This window comes from Sphingosinicella sp. SM1-17 (genome assembly GCF_056821765.1).
The window spans coordinates 2,691,715-2,712,983 of sequence record NZ_JBPDIO010000001.1 but is presented as its reverse complement, the minus strand read 5'-3'; the positions used below and the strand labels follow the sequence as shown (position 1 = coordinate 2,712,983).

The following is a 21,269-nucleotide window of genomic DNA, read 5'->3' as shown; positions in this document are numbered from 1 at the left end:
TCGGCCGTCACCGGCGGGCCTTGGCAAGCACGGACCGCGCCTGGGCAACATGGAGATCCTCGATCATTCGCCCCTCGTGCCGCTCGGCTCCGCCGGACGCCGCCGCGATCAGCCGCTCGGCCGATTCAACCTCCGATGGGGACGGAGAGAAGATCCGGTTGACGGTTCCGATCTGGCCCGGATGGATGACCGACTTGCCGTCGAAGCCGTAAGCACGTCCCTCGGCACATTGCGCGGCGAGGCCTTCGACGTCATCCAGCCTGTTGTACACGCCGTCGAATGCGGCAACTCCCGCTGCCCGTGCGGCCAGCACGATCTGCTGCAGCGGATAGACGAGGCCGCGGCGATCGGCCTCCACCGGCATTCCGAGAGCCGCCGAAAGATCGTTCGTGCCGGCGATCAGCCCCTCGGTGGCGGGAGCGATCGCAGCGGCCTCTAGAACGCCGCGAGGAGTCTCGATCATCGCCAGCACCGGCTTTCCCATGAGCCAGCCGGCGTCCGCCGCTTCCTTGGCCGTTTCGACCTTGGCGAGAACGACATAGTCGACCGGTGAGTGGCGAACGGTCACCACGTCCTCGCCAAAATGGCTGGATCCGCTCGGATTGACTCGGATCGCTGTCGCTCGATCTCCGAAGCCCTCCTTCAACGCAGTCTCGGCCGCTTCACGGGCGGCGGCCTTATCCTCCTCCCTCACTGCGTCCTCGAGATCGAGCACGACCATGTCGGCGTCGATCTGCCGCGCCTTTGCGATCGCCCTGAGGTTCGACGCCGGCAGGAACAGGATCGAGCGGCAAAGGCGGAGATCGACTGGTTGCATGTTCCCTTTTCCGATTCTGCTTGGATGGAGGCCGCTTTCTCTACATGATCGGAGCGTCACGCGAGGGGAGATTCAGAATGCTCACGACCGCTCTGCTCATCCTTCTGGCCTTCGTAGTCCTCTGGTTGTTCGCCAGCGTAAAGATCGTCCGGCAAGGCTATCAATATACGATAGAATATTTCGGCCGCTTCACCACGGTGGCCCGTCCGGGCCTGAATTTCTACCCGGCCATCTTCTACCGGGTCGGGCGCAAGGTGAACATGATGGAGCAGGTGCTCGACATTCCCGGGCAGGAGATCATCACCAAGGACAATGCGATGGTGCAGGTCGACGGTGTGGTCTTCTTCCAGGTGCTGGACTCGGCCAAGGCGGCCTATGAAGTCTCGGACCTCTATGTCGCGATCATGCAGCTCACCACCACCAACCTTCGCACCGTGATGGGCTCGATGGATCTCGACGAGACTCTCTCGAAGCGCGACGAGATCAACGCACGCCTGCTCGCGGTTGTCGATCACGCCACCGAAGCCTGGGGAGTCAAGATCACGCGCGTGGAGATAAAGGACATTCGGCCGCCCGCCGACATCGTCAACGCCATGGGACGGCAGATGAAGGCCGAGCGCGAGAAAAGAGCCGTGATCCTCGAAGCCGAGGGCAGCCGCGCGTCGGCGATCTTGCGGGCCGAGGGCGAGAAGCAGAGCCAGATCCTCGAGGCCGAAGGTCGAAGGGAAGCGGCCTTCCGCGACGCAGAGGCGCGTGAGCGCGCCGCCGAGGCGGAAGCAAAGGCAACCCAGGTGGTTTCCGATGCGATCGCCGGCGGCAACACCCAGGCGATAAACTATTTCATCGCCCAGAAATATGTCGAGGCGGTGAGCGCCTTCGCCACCTCACCCAACGCCAAGACCATCCTCTTCCCGGTCGAAGCGACGCAGCTGATCGGGACGCTCGGCGGGATCGGCGAGCTCGCGCGCACGGCGCTCGGACGCGACGAAGGCACCATCACCAATCCGGTACCGCGCCGCGGCCCGTTTGAAGGAGGCCAGGGGTGAACCCGCTCGGTATCGACGATCATTGGTGGTGGCTGATCCTTGCCGCCACGCTCGGCATCCTCGAAATCTTCGTTCCCGGGGTTTTCCTGATCTGGATGGCGGCGGCAGCCGCATTGACCGGAATAGTTGCCGCTCTGCTTCCGATCGCCCTTCCCTTCCAGCTCGCCATCTTCGGTCTGCTGGCGATGGCGGCGGTATTCGGCGGCCGCCGCTACTACGACAAGAATCCGGTGCCGAGCAGCGATCCTCTGCTCAATGATCGTACTGCCAGGCTGATCGGACAGAACGTCATTGTCGTCACCGCAATCGAGAATGGCGAAGGCCGGGTGAAGGTCGGCGACAGCGTCTGGGCGGCTCGGGGGCCGGATTCGCCCGCCGGCAGTCGGATGATCGTGACCGGCGCCGATGGCGGCTGTCTCAGGGTGAGTCCGGCCGCCGCCTTGCCACCGGCGGCCGAAGGTCGACCTGAGAAAACCTGATCCACCCTGTCCTGGAACGGGGCCCCGGAGCAGCCGTTGTTCTGCCGCTGAAGAAGCAGGAAGATCACCTATGCTCCAATTCCTCCAGAGCGGGGAGGACGTCCTCGCCATCAAAGTTTCGAACAAGATCACCGGCGCCGATCTCGACCAGGTCATGGATCGGCTCGATCGTCTGCTTCAGGAACGTGACAAGGTCCACGTCTTCCTCGAGACCTATGGAATTGATGGATCGAGCTTTCCGGCCTCGCCACCTATTCGGCGCGGGCGATGCCGCTCCTGGGCAAGCTGTCGCGCTTCGGACGCATCGCCGTCGTCGCCGACCAGGCCTGGGTTCGGGCGGGCGCTCAGCTCGAAAGCCTGATCCTCCCGTTCATTGCCTATCGGACGTTCACACCCGACCAGCGCGAGAAGGCGCTTGCCTGGGTCGAGGGCCGGACCGACTGAACCTGGATACCTCGAACCTGCACGGGCCTGCCGTAAACCTCCTCTTTACGGCCGGTGATGTAGGCCCGCCTCTGCATCCGCCGCGTTGCGGCGTCGGGAGGGATGAATGGCTTCACGGTCGGTCGAAAGGAAGGGCAGCGCCCGAACCGGGCAGTTGCTGCACGCCTGCGTTGCCGAGCATGGCAGCGCCGCTCATCCCTATTTCGGAAGCAATGCTTTGCTGGCCGGACCTCATGCTGCCCGCAATCTTGCCGATGCCGTCCATTTCCTGTGCACCCTCCACGGTCGCCATCCCGGAGTGATCGACCTTGCTGCAGGACGAGCGGTCGCCCCGGAACTCCGCGCCTGGTTCATCTCCGCATCCGAAGCGATGGCCTCGGAGCGCCTGTTCCTTACCCGACTTGCCGTTGCCGCTGGTCCTGCTCCGAGCACGCCCGGAGGCTCCGGCAGCGAGACGGCGGTGAACGCCACGCGCAGCGCATTGGCGACGCTTGCGCAGTCCGACCGGAACGGCTGCGCGCTCGGTGCCGCTTTGGCTTTCGCTCTCGACTGGTCGCCGGTGCGCAAACTGCTTGATGGTGCAGCCCATCGCCTCGGCGTCGAAATCCCGATGGCCCGGCTCGGCTCGGAAAGCGAATTGCTCGCGATCGCCGACTGGGCCGGAGAAATCGCCGCCGTCGAGCGGGCCTTGCTGTTTGGTGCCCAGCAGTTGGCGCTCCAGCATCGCGGCATCTGGGACCTGCTCGACGCTCGCCAGCAGGCTCGCGGCGACGGTTGAACCCACCGGCAGTTACAGGCTTCATTTCGCGCGTTCACGCGCGCCCACCTGCCCTGCCTGAGCTTCGGCGCCGGATCCGGCGCCTTGCGCCGGGTCGAGACGCCGCTTATGCCCGGCTGAGGTTGACGTTTACGTTAAGGCAGGTTCATGCGCTTCGAAGGCACCGCTTCCTATGTCGCAACTGAGGATCTCAAGGTGGCGGTCAATGCCGCCGTTACCCTGCGTCGTCCGCTGCTGGTGAAGGGGGAGCCGGGGACGGGAAAGACGGTTCTGGCTCACGAGATCGCCGCGGCGATCGGCGCCCCGCTGATCGAATGGCACGTCAAGTCGACGACCAAGGCTCATCAGGGCCTCTACGAATATGACGCGGTTGCCCGACTGAGGGACGGCCAGCTCGGCGATCCCCGAGTCCACGACATTTCCAACTACATCAAGCGCGGGAAATTGTGGGAAGCGTTCACCTCGCCCGAGCTGCCCGTTCTGCTGATCGACGAGATCGACAAGGCCGACATCGAGTTCCCCAACGACCTTCTCCAGGAACTCGATCGAATGGAGTTCCACGTTTACGAGACAAGGGAGACCGTTCGGGCCAGAGAGCGGCCGATCGTCGTCATCACCTCCAACAATGAAAAGGAGCTGCCGGACGCCTTTCTGCGCCGCTGCTTCTTCCACTACATAAAGTTTCCCGACAGGGAGACGATGCAGGCGATCATCGACGTTCACTTTCCGGGCATTCAGAAGATGCTCGTCCAGAAGGCGATGGACATCTTCTACCAGGTTCGGGAAGTCCCCGGCCTGAAGAAGAAGCCGTCGACCAGCGAACTGATCGACTGGCTCAAGCTGCTCCTCCACGAAGACATGCCTCTGGAAGTCCTCCAGTCGCAGGATCCGAAGAAGGCGGTTCCGCCGTTGCACGGTGCCCTGCTCAAGAACGAGCAGGACATCATGCTGTTCGAGCGTCTCGCTTTCATGAGTCGGCGGGGGAACTGAGCCCCGGGCCTTGCCGCCCTGCGGATGTTCGGGTTAGCCTCCCACAAAAAGGGGGAGCTCGCCGTGCTGCGTTACCTGACCGCCATAGCGCTCGCGATCACTCCGGTGGCCGGAGCGGGTCAATCGCCTTCGGAACAGCAGCAGGCCTGGGCCACCAACGGCGAGACTGTCCGTCTCCTCCCGGCGGAGATTGCCCTTCCACGCCAGGCGGGGACGATCTCGGTCCATGAGACTCGCGAGCTGAGCCACGCCGGCCGCAACATCGACAATGTCGTCCAGTATCGCTCGCCGGACCGCGAGGTCTGGGGCACCGCCTATATCTATCTTCCGGGCCTGTCCCATGTCGGCCTGGCGGCTTTCGCCACGGACCTCGCCGTGAGGTCGAGCTCCAATACGCAGGTAAGCAACAGCGAGATCCAAGTCGTCAACGCAGGCGAAGTCCCGAACTCGGCTCTGCGCCGCGACTATTCCCGCTATCGCGGCGACTTCGCCAGCAGCGCCGCCTTCGTCAAGGTGGGACGCTGGATGGTGAAGCTGCGGGTGTCGGGTCCGGAGGCGCGACGCCAGGAAGTCGAAGCGGCCATGTCCGCGTTGCTCGGCGGGCTTCGCACCGCTCGTCGACCCCGCCCGGCTTTGCCGCTGGAAATCTCCGAATGCGCGCAGCAGCAACCGCCGGCGATCCAGATAGAACCCGGCTATGAGCGGCTGCTCACGGCGACGATGAGCGCCTCGCTCGACGGCGCCGGCGAGGAGGCGAGCGAGGCGCAGGGCAATGCCGCGGAGGGGATGCCGCCGCGGATCGGCAATCGCTGGTGTCGCTCGACCACCGCCAGGATCGGCAATTCCGCTTTCTCGATCCTCCGCGCCGGCGCCGGGTCGGCCGAAGTCGGCCTCGTCGGGCGCGCGGTGCTGCTGGTGCCGATGAACGATGCCGGCAGCACTCTTGAGCTGGTCGAAATGGAACAGGGCCAGTTCACGCTGCTTCATCACCAAATCGGGCGAACGGCGGTGCTGGGCAGCTACGACCGGCCGCCTTCGGACGCCCAGATCGCGGACATATTGAGCGGGGCCGACCGAGCGGGCGGGCAGATCCGGAGCACGATCGATCATCAGGCGGACGGCAATACGAATGTGACCTTGCCGTCCCCCCCGGCAGCGGAAAATCAGCCTGACACCTAAGCGGCGGCGTCGTCTCGATAGGCCAGTTCGAAATTGCCCCAGCGCCGGCCGTGGACGTAGAGCGGAACGAAGACATTCTTCACCGGCAGGTGCCGCCCATGGCCCAGCGACATGCTGTAGGTGGCAAGCATCGCTTCCTTGTCGCTGGCGATGGCGCGCCGGGTGATGTCGTCGATGAAGTTGCGGCGATTGCGGCAATATTCCGCATTCCATTCGGGATCGTCGGTCTGAGGCTGTGAGCGTTCGCTGATGTGGGTCGGGAGATAGCCGTTGATGTCGGTGATGGCGCAGGCGATGTGCCGCGCTTCCGCCGCCATCAGCCGATCCAGGATTGGCCGGATGTGCATGTCGGCGAAATCGCAGAAGCCGGTTTGATACTGGACCGGATTGGTCCCCGGCATCGGCACGTAATTGGTGTCGAAGACGGCCTCAAGGTCGATCTCGCCGCGGGCGATGCCGCGCTCGATCGTCGCCTGGATCTCCGCCATTCCGCGCTGGGCGAACTCGATAAAGGGTGTGTCGTCGATCCGGACTCCGCTGGACGCCAGTCGGTCCAGCATCTCGTTGGACAGCAATTCCAGTCTGGTCAGCCGTTCGCGGGTTTCCTGAAGCTGGCCACCATTGGCGCGAGCATCGGCCGCGAAGGACGACAGGCCGCTCTTCACGCTGTCGACGCTCTGCTCGATCAGGTTCGTGGCCTGGGCGATTCCATCGGTCTGACGATCGACGAGGGCGACGATGTCGGCGACGTCGCGAACCGTGTCGTTGATCTTGGAGAAGCTCGATTGAGCCACTCGGCTCTTCTCCACACCCATCTTGATTTCCGACGTTACCGCCTCGGCCTCGCGGGTGAGCGAGGCGATCGTCCCGGCGATTTCGCTGGTCGCCACCCGCGTGTCATGGGCAAGCTTCTTCACCTCCGCCGCAACGACGGCGAAGGAGCGGCCCGCCTCGCCTGCCCGCGCGGCCTCGATCGTCGCATTGAGGGCAAGCATGTTCGTCTTGTTCGCGATCGTCTCGATGGCCGAGGAAACGCTTCGGACCCGAGTCATGGCTTCGGCGAAACCCGCCATCCGATCGCCAAGCTGAACGACGAGTTCGGTGAGGCCCGAGAAGATCCGGATCGTATCCTCGATGGCGCCACGGCCCTGATCGAGCTTCTGGCGGGCCTGCTCGGCCAGAACCCGGGCCTCGTCGGTGGAATCGGACACTCGCGCCTGATCCGCAAGCAGGCGAGTGGTTACGTCTTCAAGCGTGTCCAGCATCTTGAGGTTGGCGGAGATGCGCTCGTTGACTCCGGCCACGTAGCCGGCGACATCGCTGCACTCGATTGCCAGCGAACCGCAATTGCGCGCGACCTCATTGATCGCCGCACCGTCCGCCCGTTCCACTGCCGAACTCGCCACCTCTGCCCCGCTCCTTTTTGTTTGGGGAGGGGGTAAGGGCAATTGATTGAAAGGTCGTTAACCACGGGACCGCTGGCCTTGAACGGCGCCGACGACTAGAGCTCCTGTCCATGTTCTTCTCCTTCGTCGACGAGCTTCGAGCTGCGGGCATTCCGGCTTCGATGAAAGAGCATCTGACTTTGCTCGAGGCGCTGGACGCCGAAGTCATCGCCGCCCGGCCCGAGGAATTCTATTATCTGGCACGGGCTACCTTCGTGAAGGACGAGGGCCTGCTCGATCGCTTCGACCAGGTATTCGGGAAGGTGTTCAGGGGCATCGAGGCCGAATATGGCACCGAGGCCGTGCCGATCCCGGAGGAGTGGCTGAAGAAGATTGCGGAGCTCTATCTCACGCCCGAACAGATGGCGGAAATCAGGTCGCTCGGTTCCTGGGAAGAGATCATGGAGACTCTCAAGAAGCGGCTCGAAGAGCAGAAGGGTCGGCATGAGGGCGGCAACAAATGGATCGGCACCGGCGGGACCTCGCCCTTCGGTCATGGCGGCTACAATCCGGAAGGGGTGAGGATCGGAGGCGAAGGCCGACATGGCCGGGCCATCAAGGTCTGGGACAAGCGCGAATTCCGCAATCTCGACAATTCGGTTGAGCTTGGTACGCGCAACATCAAGGTGGCCCTTCGCCGGTTGCGCCGTTTCGCTCGCGAAGGCGCCGCCGAAGAACTCGATCTCGACGAGACGATCGACGGCACGGCCCGCAAAGGCTGGCTCGACATCCGGCTGCGTCCCGAGCGGCACAATGCGGTGAAACTGCTTCTGTTCCTGGACGTCGGCGGCTCGATGGATCCACACATCAAGCTGATGGAGGAACTGTTCAGCGCTGCCACGTCCGAGTTCAAGAATCTCGAATTCTTCTACTTCCACAACTGCCCCTACGAGGCCGTGTGGAAGGACAACCACCGCCGTTTCAATGAACGAACGCCGACCTGGGACATTCTCCACAAGTTCGGCCACGATTATAAGCTGGTGTTCGTCGGCGACGCGTCGATGAGTCCGTACGAGATAACCCATCCCGGCGGGTCGATCGAGCATTTCAACGAGGAGGCCGGCGCGGTCTGGCTCCAGCGCCTGACCAACACCTACCCCGCCGCCGTCTGGCTCAATCCGGTGCCGGAGCAATATTGGAGCTACACCGGATCGATCCAGATCGTCCGGCAGCTGATGCAGGATCGCATGTACCCGCTGACCCTGGAAGGCCTGGACGAGGCGATGCGTACGCTGAGCCGCAAGAGCTAAGTGACGCAATCGCCGCTGCCAAATGTCGCCAGAGCGAACCGGGCGCTGCGCATCGCCTGGCGCTCGGGATGGCTCCCGAAGCCGCGACTTGATCCCGACCATTTCGAGCGGGTGGCGCTTCGCGGTGCTTCGCCCGAAGCGCTTGGACCAGATACAGGCTGGCGCGAAGCCCTTCGCGTGCTGGTAGAGGCCCTGCGGACCGAGGCGGAACTCAACCCGCTCGGGCTCTCCATGGCTCACGGCCAGATCGTGATGGCGCTTCGATCGCGGATTCGGGCGGTGAGGCTCTGGCGTGAGCGCCCCGAAATATTGGAGCGGCCGCTACCCGCGCCGATCATCGTGCTCGGCCAGATGCGTTCCGGAACGACACGGATTCAGCGGCTGCTCGCCTGCGACGACCGACTAGTCCATACCCGCTTCGAGGAATCGATGATCCCGGTGCCGAGAAAGGGTCGACAGCTGCTCGCGCGTTCCGGACTCCTGACCCTTCGTGCTTTGAACCCGGAGGTCCACCGAATCCATCCGACCGGCGTCGGCTCGCCGGAGGAGGAATTCGGCCTTTTCGGCTTCTCTTTCGGAAGCGCCTTGTTCGAAGCGCAATGGCGCATTCCCTCGTTCAGCCGCTGGTGGGAGGCCGCCGACCCGGCCTGGCTTTATCGGGAATTCAAGGCGCTGCTCCAGACCGCCGCCTGGTCGCGGGGCGATCCGGCGGGGAAGCCGCTGATCCTCAAGCTTCCGCAATTCATGCAGGATCTGCCAACGGTGATCCATGCCTTCCCCGATGCTCGGCTGATCTGTCTCGAGCGAGACATCGAACAGGTCGTCGGCTCCTCCGCTTCCCTGGTCTGGAACCAGATGCGCATCCAGTCGGATGCCGTTGACCCGGCGTGGATCGGTCGCGAGTGGCTGGGCAAGACGATGCTGCGCAAGCGAATTGCCGAGACCGCACGTCGAGCCCACCCGAAGGTTCCGCAGATCGAGATCAGCTTCGAGGCGATGAATAGCGACTGGCTCGCGCAGATGCGGCGAGTCTATGACTGGCTGGATCTCGAATTCACCCCCGGCCTCCAGCGGCGGATGAAAGCCTATCTGGAGCGGTCGACGAGCCACTTCGGTCATCGCTATGGCCTTCGCGACTTCGGGCTCAGTAGCGAAGATATCGCCGCCGCTCTTCACCCCAGGCCTGCTCGTCGGGAAGCGTGATCGCGTCCAGGTCGGAGGGCATGGAGGATGGATCGTCCACCCATTCCCGCAAGGCCGGACCGCCGTTGATTACGTCGATGGCAAGCTTGTCGAATTCATATTCGTAGGGAAAGTCGCGCCAGAGCGGGTAATCGGGGTAAAGGCGGCGTATCGCCTTGAACGCGAGCGCCTGAAGGCGCCAGGGGCGAAACGCCTCATGATCGTAGAAGCGGCCCTCGGCATGGATGTGAACGCCGTGGCAGAGCGTTCCGACATGCTTGTGGAATGTCGGCTCGAACGAGATTTCCCTCAGAGTGCAGCCTTGCAGCCATTGGGGTGCGAGCGCGCGCATTTCGTCGAGTACCGCCCGGGCCTCGATATCGGGCGCCCCGAACAGTTCGAGTGGTCGAGTCGTGCCCCGCCCTTCCGAAAGCGTCGTCCCTTCCAGCATCACGGTCCCGGCATAGGCCCGCGCCATGTTGAGGTTGGCGGCATTGGGGCTTGGATTGATCCAGATCCGCTCATCCACCGGCCAGCCATGGCCGGGCGCGTCATCGGGGCGGTAGCCTTCCATCTCGATCAGCCGATAGTCGACGTCGAGCCCGAACTTTTCGACGAACCACAGTCCCAGTTCACCCAGGGTAAGTCCGTGCCGCATCGGCAGTGGCCCCGCACCGACGAAGCTTTCCCAGCCGGGACGAAGGGCCAGTCCCTCGATCGGCCGGCCCGCCGGATTGGGCCGATCGAGTACCCACACCGCCTTGCCGTGCTGCGCCGCCGCTTCCAGCACGTAGAGCAAAGTCGTGATAAAGGTGTAGATCCGGCAGCCGACGTCCTGGAGATCGACCAGCATCGTGTCGAACGTGCCCATCGACTGCCCAGTCGGTCGCCTGACCTGACCGTAGAGGCTGAAGACGGGGATGTTGTGGACTCGATCGGTGAAGTCCTCCGACTCCACCATATTGTCCTGCTTGTCGCCACGCAGGCCGTGTTGCGGTCCGAACGCGGCGGTTACTTCGAGTCCGCTCGACGCAAGCGCGTCGAGGGAGTGAGTCAGGTCCTCGGTCACTGAGGCAGGATGGGCCAGAAGTGCGACTCGCCGCCTCTCGAGCGGCTTGCGCAGTTCGGGCTCGGCGAGGAGGCGATCGATACCGAATTTCATGGCTCAGACTGCTGGCGGCAGTTCGAGCACAAAGCAATCCGGATCGTGGAAATCGGGCGCACCGGCCGGATGTTTCAGCGCCCAATAGGATTTGGTGCCGTCGATTTCCTCGATGATCGCCGACAACTGGATCGACCCGCCTTCCGCAGCGAGATCGAACGGGAGCGTGACCGCCTGCTCGAACCCGTCGCCCCTTCGGGTGGAGATGGTGGGTCCGTGGGGAAGCTCGGCGGGAGCCATCCCGCTCCGATATCCGTGGAACCGGTAAGCCGCCCACTCGCTCGAAGGCGAGAAGTTGAACTCCAGATAGCCGCCGGTCGAACGGTCCAGAACGAACATCTCGAAACAGGTGGTCTCCCAGAGCCTATCCGCCCGACGCGGTGGAGCCTTGGCCGGGAGCCGCAGCGATTCAACGCGGCCGATCAGGCCGAACCGGATCGTGGCAGCCCTTCCCTTCGCGAGGTCCAGCTCCACCTCCACGGCCTCGACGGCTGCGGATGGGAAGTCCGGATGCGGAATCAAGCTGCACTTCCCCACTCATCCTCCTCCGTGCTAGGCGCCCCGGCGCCATGACCCAGTTCAAGTCCGACCTCCTACGCCTGCTCGACGAGCGCGGCTACATCCATCAGATCACCGACGCCGAGGGTCTCGACGCCCTCGCCGCCTCGGCGGTGCTCACCGGCTATGTCGGCTTCGACGCGACAGCGCCGTCGCTCCATGTCGGGCACTTGATCCAGATGATGCTCCTCCGCCGACTTCAGCAGGCGGGACACAGGCCGATCGTTCTCATGGGCGGCGGGACGACGAAAGTGGGCGATCCTTCCGGCCGTGACGAGAGCCGGCAATTGCTCACCGACGCGACGATCCGGTCCAATATCGCCACGATCCGGCCCGTCTTCGAACGCGTGCTCCGCTTCGACGAAAGCCCGACCGGGGCGATCATGGTCAACAATGACGATTGGCTCGGGGAGCTCGGCTATATCGAGTTCATTCGCGATATCGGCCCCCATTTCACGATCAATCGGATGCTGACCTTCGACAGCGTCCGGATGCGGCTCGAGCGCGAGCAACCGCTCACCTTCCTCGAGTTCAACTACATGATCATGCAGGCCTTCGACTTCCGGGAGCTCAATCGCCGCCACCAGTGCCTGCTCCAGCTCGGCGGATCGGATCAGTGGGGGAATATCGTCAACGGAATCGAGCTGGCGCGCCGGGTCGAGGGGGCACAATTGTTCGGGGTCACCACGCCGTTGCTGACCACTGCGGACGGCCGAAAGATGGGCAAGACCGCGGCAGGCGCCATCTGGCTCAACGGCGATCAGCTTGCTCCCTACGACTTCTGGCAATTCTGGCGGAACACCCAGGATGCGGACGTCGGCAAGTTTCTGCGACTGTTCACCGACGTTCCGCTGGACGAAGTGGCGCGGTTGGAGTCGCTCTCGGGCGCCGAGATCAACCTGGCCAAGAAGGTGCTCGCCGACGAGATCACGGCAATGGTTCACGGCCAGGACGCTGCCGTCGAGGCAGCGGAGACCGCCCGCAAGACCTTCGAGGAGGGTAAGGCGGGCGAGGCCCTTCCGACCCTGAAGGTGAGCGGCTCCATCAGTCTTGTCGACGCTCTCGTGGGGCTTGAGCTGGCAGGTTCGAAGAACGAGGCGCGCCGACTGATCGCTCAGGGCGGTGCCCGCATCGACGGCCGGGCCGTGAGCGAGGACGTGCCGATCGCGGTGAGCTGCGACATCCGGATTTCCGCCGGCAAGAAGAAGCACGGGCTTCTCACGCCCTGACTTTCTCAGCGCCGGGAGCGCGGCCGAAAACCGACGTCGAGCGTGCCTGAGGGGAGCCCTTCGCTGACCAGTTGACGGTGGAGACGCAGCGGCGGCCCGGGACTGAACCGACCTCCGTCCACTTCGCCGATGAATTGCGCCAGCGCATATTTGGCTTCGACGAGCGGAACGTTTCGGAGCGGATGGGCGCTTCCTGACCAGAGACCCAGCCGGGCATTCGGGAGGATGGTCGCCAGATGCCGCGCCTCGGCCGCAGGCACCAGCGGATCGGAGTCTCCAGTCAGGATCAAGGCCGGAGTCTGGATGGCCGCGACGGCGCGGTCGTCGAGCGGCGGACCATCCTTGGCGAATGAGGCGAAGAGGGCCTGGTTCATCAGGGTGACGTGGCGCCAGCGCTCCGCCCCATGCGCGGCGGCCAGTTGCTCCTGGCGAGGATTGCCCGGTCGGGAAAGCCGTTCCGGATCGGTCAGGTGGACGACGTGGCGCACGGACTCACCGTCCCAGATATATTTCAGAGCCACTCCGGCGAGGCTCTTCACCCGATCCGGACTCCTGAGCGCCAGCGCCAGCGCCAGATAGCCGCCGAAACTGTAGCCGAGAAAATGGCTCGGCCCGATTCCCGCTTCGTCCAGCTGAGCGGTCAGGTCGTCGACCATCGATCCGAGGGTCAGGCGCTCCGGCACTGGTCGGCCGCCATGTCCCAGCAGGTCGGGAACGAAGGGATCGTAGCCCGCTAGCAACCCGACAAGCGGCGCCATCTCGCGGGCGGAGCCGTTCGAACCGTGAAGAATGACCAGCCGTCCCGCTGCCATCAGCCGGACCTCAGCAGGTTCACTGCCGCATCCCGCTCCATAAGGTAAAGCAGGAGTCTCGCGGCTCGGCCGCGTTCGCCTTCCAGGCCGCCGTCGCGATCGACGAGGAGCCGGGCATCGTCCATCGCCATCGGCGCGAGCCTGGAAATCTGGTCCGGGGTCGCGAGCCGGAACTGGGCCTCGCCGGATTGCCTCGTCCCGAGTATCTCACCGGCGCCGCGAAGCCTCAGATCCTCCTCGGCGATCCGGAAGCCGTCATTCGTCTCGCGCATCAGCCCGAGCCGCGCTCGGGCAGTTTCGCTCAGCATGTTTCCGCGAAGCAGAAGGCAGACACTGTGCTGGTCGCCGCGTCCGACCCGCCCACGCAACTGATGAAGCTGCGCCAGGCCGAAACGGTCGGCATGCTCCACGATCATCAACGATGCGTTCGGAACGTCGACGCCCACTTCGATCACTGTGGTCGCCACGAGTACCGCAATCTCGCCGCTCTGGAAGGCCGACATGACGGAATCCTTTTCCGGCCCCTTCATTCGGCCATGCACCACTCCGACCTTGCCGCCGAAGCGCAGGCGCAAGGCCTCCGCCCGATCCTCCGCCGCGGCGAGGTCGCTGGTTTCGCTTTCCTCGACCAGCGGGCAGACCCAATAGGCCTGGCGGCCAGCCGCGATTTGACGGCCGAGGCCGTCCACCACTTCCGGCAATCTTTCTTCGCTGACGACCCGAGTTTCGATCGGCTGCCGGCCGGGCGGCATTTCATCGAGCCGGCTGACGTCCATTTCTCCATAATGGGTCAGGGTGAGCGTCCGAGGAATCGGAGTCGCCGTCATCACCAACAGATGCGGGGGGCGGTCCGCCTTCTGAGCCAGCATCATGCGCTGCGCCACGCCGAACCGGTGCTGCTCGTCCACCACGGCCAGTCCCAGCTTCTTGTAGATCACCGACTGCTGGAAAATGGCATGGGTTCCGACGAGAATGTCGATCGATCCGTCGGCAAGTCCCATCAGACAGGATTCTCGAACTCGTCCCTTCTCGCGGCCGGTGAGGATCGCGACGTTCACCGGCAAGCCGGCAAGCTGCCTCGACAGATTTTCGAAATGCTGCCGCGCCAATATTTCGGTCGGCGCCAGCATCGCCGCCTGGGCACCGGCTTCTACGGCGACGAGCATCGCCATCAGCGCGACGAGGGTCTTGCCCGATCCGACATCGCCCTGGAGTAGGCGCAGCATCGGAACCTCCTGCTGAAGATCGCCCTCAATCTCCTGAACAGCCCTTTGCTGCGCACCGGTTGGGGCGTAGCCAAGCTTCAGGCGCGACCGCAGGGATCCGTTGCCGCGCAGCGGCAGACCCCTGCGTTTGCGGGAGGACGCCCGGACGAGCATCAGTGCCAGCTGGTTCGCAAGCACCTCGTCATAAGCGAGCCGATCGCGCGCCTGAGCGGAAGCGGGATCGCGGTGCGCGAGCGTCAAGGCTTCTGCCCAGCCGGGCCAGCCCATTCGCGCTTTGAGGCTCGGTTCGATCCATTCGGCGAGCGCCGGGAGTCTGGCGAGGGCCTGCTCCGCGAAGTCGCTCAGCCGCTTGTTGGTCAGGCCTTCGGACAGGCCATAGACCGGCTCGCGTTCCGGGATCTGCGCGACCTCGTCGATCGGCAGCACATAGTCGGGGTGGACCATCTGAAGATCCTGCCCGTAGCGGTCCAGCCGGCCTGAAATCACCTTGGGCATGCCGATCGGCAACTGCTTCTTCGCCCATTCCGCGCGATTGAAATAGACGAGCGTCAGTTGTTCCCCTGCCTGATCCTCGGCTCGGATCCGGAGCGGGCTTCGGACGCCCCCCTGCCGGAAGTCGCGGGGAATGACCTCGATGGTGATGATCCTCCCGACGTCCGATTCGTCGAGCCGGTTGACCCGCTTCCTGTCGATCCAGTTCGTCGGCAGGTGAAAAAGCAGGTCGACGAGGCGCTCCAGTCCGAGCCGGTGGAGCGGCTTGGAGAGCTGAGGTCCGACGCCCTTGAGCACCTCGACCTCGGCGAACAGCGGATTGAGAATGTCGGGGCGCATGACTATCTGGAGCACTCGTAACCGCTGCCGGCTGGCTCGCAAAGTCCCGCCGGCCCATCCTGCATGGAGATCATGGAACCCGACGCGCGCCTCAAACGCCTCCGCTTCCGGGCCTGGCATCGCGGGACTCGCGAAGCGGACCTGCTGATCGGGGGCTTCTTCGACCGCTACGGCGCCGAATGGGGCGAAGAGGAAATTGCCTGGTTCGAGGCGCTGCTCGAGGAGCAGGATGTCGACATTCTGGCCTGGGCCATCGGAACGGCCGAGCCGCCGAAGCGGTTCTGCGGAGACCTCATGCTTCGACTCAGGCAAGTGAACTACATCGAGCACCCGGAATAAGTTGACCGACCTTCAGAAGATCCTCGCCGCTGATCGGCCGATGACCCTGGCCGGCGTGCCTTCGGGCTTTCTGCCCTGGCTTGCCGCCGACCTCGCACGCGCGGCGAAGGGCCGGGCCGTCTTCATCGCGCCGGACGAGGCCGCGATGCGGGCCATCGTCGATTCTGCGCATTATTTTGCGCCCGAACTGGAGACTTTGAGCTTCCCGGCCTGGGATTGCCTTCCCTACGATCGTGCCTCGCCTTCCCTCCGGTCGACGTCCGAGCGACTGGCCACCCTGCATGCGCTTCAGCGCAAGAGCGACAAGCCCCAGCTTCTGGTCACGACCGTCAACGCGGCTCTCCAACGTACGTTGACGCCGTTCCGGATCCGCCAGCTCGTCGCCCGACTGGCGCCCGGCGAGCGTATCGACCTGGATCGCCTTTCGGTGCTTCTCCAGGCGAACGGCTATGCCCGGACCGAAACCGTCCGCGATCCCGGCGAATTCGCCGTCCGCGGCGGAATCGTCGACCTCTTCCCCTCGGGAGAGGAGCAGGCGCTTCGACTCGACTTCTTCGGCGACGAGATCGAGAGCGTGCGCCGATTCGATCCGGCTACCCAGCGCAGCGTCGATCGAATCGAGGGATTCGTCCTCCTTCCCGCCTCCGAAACGCTTCTCGACGAGGACAGCGTCAAGCGCTTCCGATCCGCCTATCGGGAATTGTTCGGCGCCAACGCGACTGGCGATCCCCTCTATCAGGCCGTTTCCGACGGGCGTCGGATCGCCGGGATCGATCACTGGCTGCCGCTTTTCGAGGAGCGGCTCGTCACCTTGTTCGACCATCTGTCGGACGAGGATCTGATCGTTCGTGATCCGGGGGACAGCGGCGCGGCAGAAGCCCGGTTCGAGGCAATCGCGGATTATTACGACAATCGCCGTCGCGCCGAGACCAAGGAAGCCGGCAGTTACCGACCGCTGGAGCCCGAGCGGCTCTATCTCGGCCGGGACGAATGGGAACGCCTCGTCGAGGATCGACCCTTTCATCTCGTCACGCCCTTTCACGAGCCGGAGAGCGACAGGGTCGTCGATTTCGAAGTCGAGCCGGCCCGTGACTTTGCGCCGGAACGCGCCCAGGGCGTCAACATCTACGAAGCCGTCGTCGACCATGTCGCCGAGCTTCGGCGAAGCCGGCGCAAGATCATCCTGGCGAGCTATTCGACCGGTGCTCGGGAGCGGCTGAAGGGGCTGCTTGCTGACCACGGGCTGACCAAGATCAGCATTGCCGACAATTGGCAGGAAGCGCTCGGAGCCGCGGCCAAGGGTCAGGTCGCCCTCACCGTCATCCAGCTCGATCACGGTTTCACCACCCGGGACGTGGCTCTGCTGACCGAGCAGGACATGCTCGGCGACCGCCTCGTCCGACGCCGCAAGCGCAAGAAGAGCACCGAAGCCTTCCTGAACGAGCTGGCCACGCTCACTCCGGGCGATCTCGTCGTCCATGCCGACCATGGGATCGGCCGTTACGAGGGCCTCACCCAGATCCCGGTGCAGAGGGCGCCGCACGACTGCGTCGCGCTCGAATATGCCGGCGGCGACAAGCTCTACGTCCCGGTCGAGAATATCGACATTCTCTCGCGCTACGGCAACGAGAGCGAAGGCGTGACGCTCGACCGGCTCGGCGGCGAAGGCTGGCAGCGACGCAAGTCGCGGATGAAGGAGCGGATCCGCGAGATTGCGGGCGAACTGATCAAGGTCGCCGCCGAGCGCGCCTTGCGGGCCAGTCCGGTCGCGGAACCGGATACCGGCTATGCCGCCTTCGCCGACCGCTTCCCGTTCGAGGAAACCGAGGATCAGGATCGCGCGATTAGCGACGTCATCGAGGACCTCGGTCGTGGCAAGCCGATGGACCGCCTCGTCTGCGGCGATGTCGGCTTCGGGAAGACCGAGGTCGCCCTCCGCGCCGCCTTCATTGCTGCCATGTCCGGGCTTCAGGTCGCACTGGTCGCTCCGACGACTTTGCTCGCTCGGCAGCATTATCAGAACTTCAAGGAGCGCTTTCAGGGCTTCCCGATCGAGATCGGCCGGCTCTCGCGGCTCGTCCCGGCCAAGGAGGCGAAGGAAACCAAGGACGCGCTCAAGGCCGGCAAGATCGACATCGTGATCGGCACCCACGCGATCCTCGGCAAGGGAGTGGAGTTCAAGAAGCTCGGCCTCGTCATCGTTGACGAGGAACAGCGCTTCGGAGTCACGCACAAGGAAAAGCTGAAGGCGCTTCGCTCCGACGTCCACGTCCTCACTTTGACGGCCACGCCGATTCCCCGAACCTTGCAGATGGCCATGTCCGGTCTTCGCGAGCTGAGCGTGATCCAGACCCCGCCGGTCGACCGGCTGGCGGTTCGAACCTATGTCATGCCGTGGGATCCGGTGGTGATGCGGGAGGCCCTGCTTCGCGAACATTATCGCGGCGGACAGAGCTTCTTCGTCGTTCCACGGATCGCCGATCTCCCGGACATCGAGCAGTTCCTGCGCGAGGAGGTCCCGGAGGTTCGCTACGTCGTCGCTCACGGGCAGATGGCGCCGACCGAGGTCGAGGAGCGGATGAGCGCCTTCTACGACAAGAGGTATGAAGTGCTGCTCTCGACCACCATCGTCGAAAGCGGGCTGGACATTCCCAGTGCCAACACCCTGATCGTCCACCGAGCGGATCGGTTCGGACTCGCTCAGCTCTACCAGCTGCGCGGCCGCGTCGGCCGGGCGAAGACTCGCGCTTACGCCTATTTCACCACTCCCGGCGATCGCCTGATCACCGAAACGGCGGACAAGCGCCTCAAGGTGCTGGCGAGCCTGGAAAGCCTCGGCGCGGGCTTCCAGCTTGCGACCCACGATCTCGACATACGCGGTGCAGGCAATCTCCTGGGCGACGAACAATCGGGCCACATCAAGGAGGTCGGCTTCGAACTGTACCAGTCGATGCTCGAGGACGCGATCCTGGAAGCCAAGTCGGGCGGCCTTCAGCCGTCGAGGGACCAGTTCTCGCCGCAGATCACGGTCGACGCGCCCATCCTGATCCCCGACGAATATGTGCCCGATCTCGACCTGCGCATGGGGCTCTACAGGCGAATGAACGAACTCGAGACCTCCGACGAGATCGAGGGCTTCGCCGCGGAGCTGATCGACCGTTTTGGCAAGCTTCCTTCGGAAACGGAGAATCTGCTCAAGGTCATCGAGATCAAGCTCAATTGTCGCAAGGCACAGGTCGCCAAGCTCGACGTCGGCCCCAAGGGCGCACTGGTGCACTTCTTCAATGACCAGTTTCCCGATCTTCAGGGGCTGCTCGCTTATGTCGAACGGCTGAAGGGCACCGCCAAGCTTCGACCCGACTCCAAGCTCGTCATTGCCCGAAGCTGGCCCGATGCAGCTTCGCGCCTGAACGGTGCGCTCCAGTTGTCGAAGGGACTGGCCAGGATCGTCGGCTAGGGCGGATCCGGTCCTCTCTCCGAGTCAGCTTGTGACCAGCTGGGTCAGTTCCTCCGTGCCGATCGGAGGCGAGCAGAGGAAGCCCTGGTACAAGGTGCAGCCTTCCTGGGCGAGCAGACCCAGCTGTTCTTCGGTCTCCACCCCTTCCGCGACGACTCCCAGGCCCAGCGATCGGGCCATGTCGATCACGCTTCTGACGACGACGCGATCGCGGGTCGAACCGGCAATGTCCTGGCTCAGCCGCTTGTCGATCTTGAGATAGTCGAGCGGCAAGGCTTTCAGATAAGCAAGGCTGGAATAGCCGGTCCCGAAATCGTCAATGGCGACTCGAAGGCCGCCGCTCCTCAGCTGCGCAAGAAGCTGAGCCGCGCCGGCGAGATCCTCGATGAGTCCGCTTTCCGTGACCTCGACGGTGAGCCGGCCTGGGTCGAATCCGCTTGATCGCACCAGCTCGAGGAACTGGGCGGCAAATCCCGGACGAACGATGTCCGCCGCGGTGATGTTGACGGCCAGGCGCAACCGCTTCAGCGGTTCCGGCCATTCGGAGGCCGTCCGAATGGCCTTGCGTTGCACATGCTCCGACAACTGGGCGAGATAGTCCGAGCGTTCGGCCACGTTGAAGAGCGTCGAAGCGCCAAGCTCGCCATATTGGCCGTGCCGCCAGCGCGCGAGCGCTTCGACGCCGACGATCTCACCTGAGGTCACCGAGACCTGGGGCTGGAACCGGATCTCGATCTCGTCGAGGTCGAGCGCTCGGCGGAGATCGATCTCCAGCCGATCCTCCCGTTGAGTCTCGCTCTCGGCGCCTTCTTCGAGCACACGCACCGGCGCGCTGTCCGGGCCCCTCGCCTCCGCAAGAGCGGCACTGGCCCGACGCAGTAGCCCAGCGGCATCGTCTCCTGGCTGCGACATGGCGACCCCCGCTCTGCTTCCAAGAGCAATGACATGGTCGCCCGACATGAAAGGCCGGCCGATCGCCTCCACTAGTTCGGCCGCCAGGAAACGGCCGTCGTCGAGCGAGGCCGGCGGGGCAAGAAGAACGGCGAATTCGGCTCCGGCCATTCGCGCCACGAGTCGGTGGCGCCCGTCGGCTTCTACCCGCCGTTCGATTCGCCGCGCCACCGCCTGAAGCACCGAATCGCCCACGGGACGCCCGAAGGCGGCGTTGATGGCGTCGTAGCGGTTCACCGAGATCAGAAGCATCACCGCCCCCTGCCCGCTGGCCTCGCCGGTCAGCTGGCTTGTGAGCCAGCTCCGAACGGCGCGACCGTCCCGAAGGCCGGTCAGCGGATCGCGTCCCGTCAGATGGCGCCCGTCTCCGTTCAGGATCGTCTCGGCTCGCCCAACGATTTCTCCGCTTCCCTGGATTCGAACGTGATGCGCGATCCGGCTGCCCTCGGCTTCGGCGTCGGAATGCGCGAAGGCCGTCGCTTCACCGGTTGTCGTCAGCCGGTCGATGGCGGCCCGAGCGGCTCGGCGGCCCTCCGGATCGAGCTTGCGAAACAGCTCTATCAGGCTGATTCGTCGACCATTTTCCTCGCCAAGCCCGGCCTTGCGAGCAAGTGCAGGGCTCAGGTCGACGGTTCTCGATCCGGGCTGCCAGCGCCAGGAAGCCTCGCCCCGGTCCGCCGTCCGCCTCGAAGCTCCGCCGCCGACCCGTTCCGAATGACGAAGCGCGAACTGAAGGGCGTGAAGGAGCTGCGGCTCGGTAAACGGACTGACCAGAAAGTGGGTCGCCCCATGGTCGTGAAAGACCTCGAGAGCCGACGAATCGTTGCGGGAAAGAAGGACGAGCAAGGCCGCCGCATTGGCCTCGACGGTGTCGGCTATGGCTCGGACCGCATCCTGCCCTTCCTGCAGCGCCCCGCGAGCGTCGACAACGGCGACGGCGGCACCCGAAGCGACGAATCGCGCCTCGGCATTCTCGGCCCGTCGCGCCGCGATCGGTTGCCAGCCGGCACTCTCCGCCAGTCGCGACAACTCGTCGCGGTGCCGAAAGGAGAGAATGAACAGGGGTGCCACGGACAAGCAGTAGCGCGCCACGG

General features: G+C 64.4%; 19 protein-coding genes. 11 read left to right on the top strand and 8 right to left on the bottom strand.

Annotation, left to right across the window (positions count from 1 at the left end):
* Positions 1-7 precede the first annotated feature (7 nt).
* Entirely contained in the window at positions 8-817 is an 810-nt protein-coding gene (locus ACRYLT_RS13595; RefSeq protein ID WP_482664625.1) for an HpcH/HpaI aldolase/citrate lyase family protein, read from the bottom strand.
* Between the two features lie 77 nt (positions 818-894).
* Between ACRYLT_RS13595 and ACRYLT_RS13590 the strand changes: the two genes are divergently transcribed.
* Both ACRYLT_RS13590 and ACRYLT_RS13585 read left to right on the top strand, forming a co-directional pair.
* Entirely contained in the window at positions 895-1,863 is a 969-nt protein-coding gene (locus tag ACRYLT_RS13590) for an SPFH domain-containing protein (protein ID WP_482664624.1), read from the top strand.
* Positions 1,860-2,342 (top strand): NfeD family protein, encoded by a 483-nt coding sequence (locus ACRYLT_RS13585; RefSeq protein WP_482664623.1) that lies wholly within the window; start codon positions 1,860-1,862, stop codon positions 2,340-2,342. The genes ACRYLT_RS13590 and ACRYLT_RS13585 overlap by 4 nt, the downstream gene beginning before the upstream one ends.
* Before the next feature lie 64 nt (positions 2,343-2,406).
* On the opposite strand, the gene ACRYLT_RS13580 is transcribed toward ACRYLT_RS13585, so the two are convergent.
* Positions 2,407-2,541 carry a hypothetical protein gene (locus ACRYLT_RS13580; protein WP_482664622.1) on the bottom strand — a complete coding sequence of 45 codons (135 nt, stop codon included), beginning with the start codon at positions 2,539-2,541 and terminating at the stop codon, positions 2,407-2,409.
* A 68-nt stretch (positions 2,542-2,609) separates the two neighbouring features.
* Between ACRYLT_RS13580 and ACRYLT_RS13575 the strand changes: the two genes are divergently transcribed.
* The 4 genes from ACRYLT_RS13575 (at position 2,610) to ACRYLT_RS13560 (ending at position 5,733) form a co-directional block, all read left to right on the top strand.
* Positions 2,610-2,786 (top strand): SpoIIAA family protein, encoded by a 177-nt coding sequence (locus ACRYLT_RS13575; protein ID WP_482664621.1) that lies wholly within the window; start codon positions 2,610-2,612, stop codon positions 2,784-2,786.
* Positions 2,787-2,892: 106 nt separating this feature from the next.
* Complete coding sequence (locus ACRYLT_RS13570) at positions 2,893-3,564, top strand: DUF6975 family protein (protein WP_482664620.1); 672 nt, start codon at positions 2,893-2,895, stop codon at positions 3,562-3,564.
* A gap of 147 nt (positions 3,565-3,711) precedes the next feature.
* Complete coding sequence (locus ACRYLT_RS13565) at positions 3,712-4,554, top strand: AAA family ATPase (RefSeq protein WP_482664619.1); 843 nt, start codon at positions 3,712-3,714, stop codon at positions 4,552-4,554.
* A gap of 63 nt (positions 4,555-4,617) precedes the next feature.
* Positions 4,618-5,733, top strand: coding sequence for a hypothetical protein (locus tag ACRYLT_RS13560; RefSeq protein WP_482664618.1), 1,116 nt, complete (start codon positions 4,618-4,620; stop codon positions 5,731-5,733).
* Here ACRYLT_RS13560 and ACRYLT_RS13555 read toward each other — a convergent pair.
* Positions 5,730-7,139 (bottom strand): methyl-accepting chemotaxis protein, encoded by a 1,410-nt coding sequence (locus ACRYLT_RS13555; RefSeq protein WP_482664617.1) that lies wholly within the window; start codon positions 7,137-7,139, stop codon positions 5,730-5,732. The genes ACRYLT_RS13560 and ACRYLT_RS13555 overlap by 4 nt on opposite strands.
* Positions 7,140-7,249: 110 nt before the next feature.
* Between ACRYLT_RS13555 and ACRYLT_RS13550 the strand changes: the two genes are divergently transcribed.
* Complete coding sequence (locus ACRYLT_RS13550) at positions 7,250-8,428, top strand: vWA domain-containing protein (protein WP_482664616.1); 1,179 nt, start codon at positions 7,250-7,252, stop codon at positions 8,426-8,428.
* A complete protein-coding gene (locus ACRYLT_RS13545) occupies positions 8,429-9,631 on the top strand; it encodes a sulfotransferase family protein (protein WP_482664615.1) in 1,203 nt (400 codons plus the stop codon).
* On the opposite strand, the gene ACRYLT_RS13540 is transcribed toward ACRYLT_RS13545, so the two are convergent.
* A complete protein-coding gene (locus tag ACRYLT_RS13540; RefSeq protein ID WP_482664614.1) occupies positions 9,573-10,772 on the bottom strand; it encodes an exo-beta-N-acetylmuramidase NamZ family protein in 1,200 nt (399 codons plus the stop codon). The two genes, ACRYLT_RS13545 and ACRYLT_RS13540, sit on opposite strands and share 59 nt — an antisense overlap.
* Positions 10,773-10,775: 3 nt before the next feature.
* Positions 10,776-11,294, bottom strand: a complete 519-nt coding sequence (locus ACRYLT_RS13535; protein ID WP_482664613.1) for a DOMON-like domain-containing protein — start codon at positions 11,292-11,294, stop codon at positions 10,776-10,778.
* Positions 11,295-11,341: 47 nt separating this feature from the next.
* Between ACRYLT_RS13535 and tyrS the strand changes: the two genes are divergently transcribed.
* Positions 11,342-12,559, top strand: coding sequence for a tyrosine--tRNA ligase (tyrS, locus tag ACRYLT_RS13530; protein ID WP_482664612.1), 1,218 nt, complete (start codon positions 11,342-11,344; stop codon positions 12,557-12,559).
* A 5-nt stretch (positions 12,560-12,564) separates the two neighbouring features.
* Here tyrS and ACRYLT_RS13525 read toward each other — a convergent pair whose 3' ends face one another.
* Together ACRYLT_RS13525 and recG are read right to left on the bottom strand one after the other, a co-directional pair.
* Complete coding sequence (locus ACRYLT_RS13525; RefSeq protein ID WP_482664611.1) at positions 12,565-13,371, bottom strand: alpha/beta fold hydrolase; 807 nt, start codon at positions 13,369-13,371, stop codon at positions 12,565-12,567.
* The gene (recG, locus tag ACRYLT_RS13520; RefSeq protein WP_482665449.1) at positions 13,371-15,428 is read right to left on the bottom strand and encodes an ATP-dependent DNA helicase RecG; all 2,058 of its coding nucleotides are present in this window, start codon (positions 15,426-15,428) and stop codon (positions 13,371-13,373) included. Before recG ends, ACRYLT_RS13525 begins: the two co-directional genes overlap by 1 nt.
* A 72-nt stretch (positions 15,429-15,500) precedes the next feature.
* Here recG and ACRYLT_RS13515 point away from each other — a divergent pair, with 72 nt between their 5' ends.
* A complete protein-coding gene (locus ACRYLT_RS13515; RefSeq protein ID WP_482664610.1) occupies positions 15,501-15,767 on the top strand; it encodes an FAD assembly factor SdhE in 267 nt (88 codons plus the stop codon).
* 1 nt (position 15,768) lies between these two features.
* Complete coding sequence (gene mfd / locus ACRYLT_RS13510) at positions 15,769-19,224, top strand: transcription-repair coupling factor (RefSeq protein WP_482664609.1); 3,456 nt, start codon at positions 15,769-15,771, stop codon at positions 19,222-19,224.
* A gap of 24 nt (positions 19,225-19,248) precedes the next feature.
* On the opposite strand, the gene ACRYLT_RS13505 is transcribed toward mfd, so the two are convergent.
* Positions 19,249-21,246 (bottom strand): putative bifunctional diguanylate cyclase/phosphodiesterase, encoded by a 1,998-nt coding sequence (locus ACRYLT_RS13505; protein ID WP_482665448.1) that lies wholly within the window; start codon positions 21,244-21,246, stop codon positions 19,249-19,251.
* Positions 21,247-21,269 lie beyond the last annotated feature (23 nt).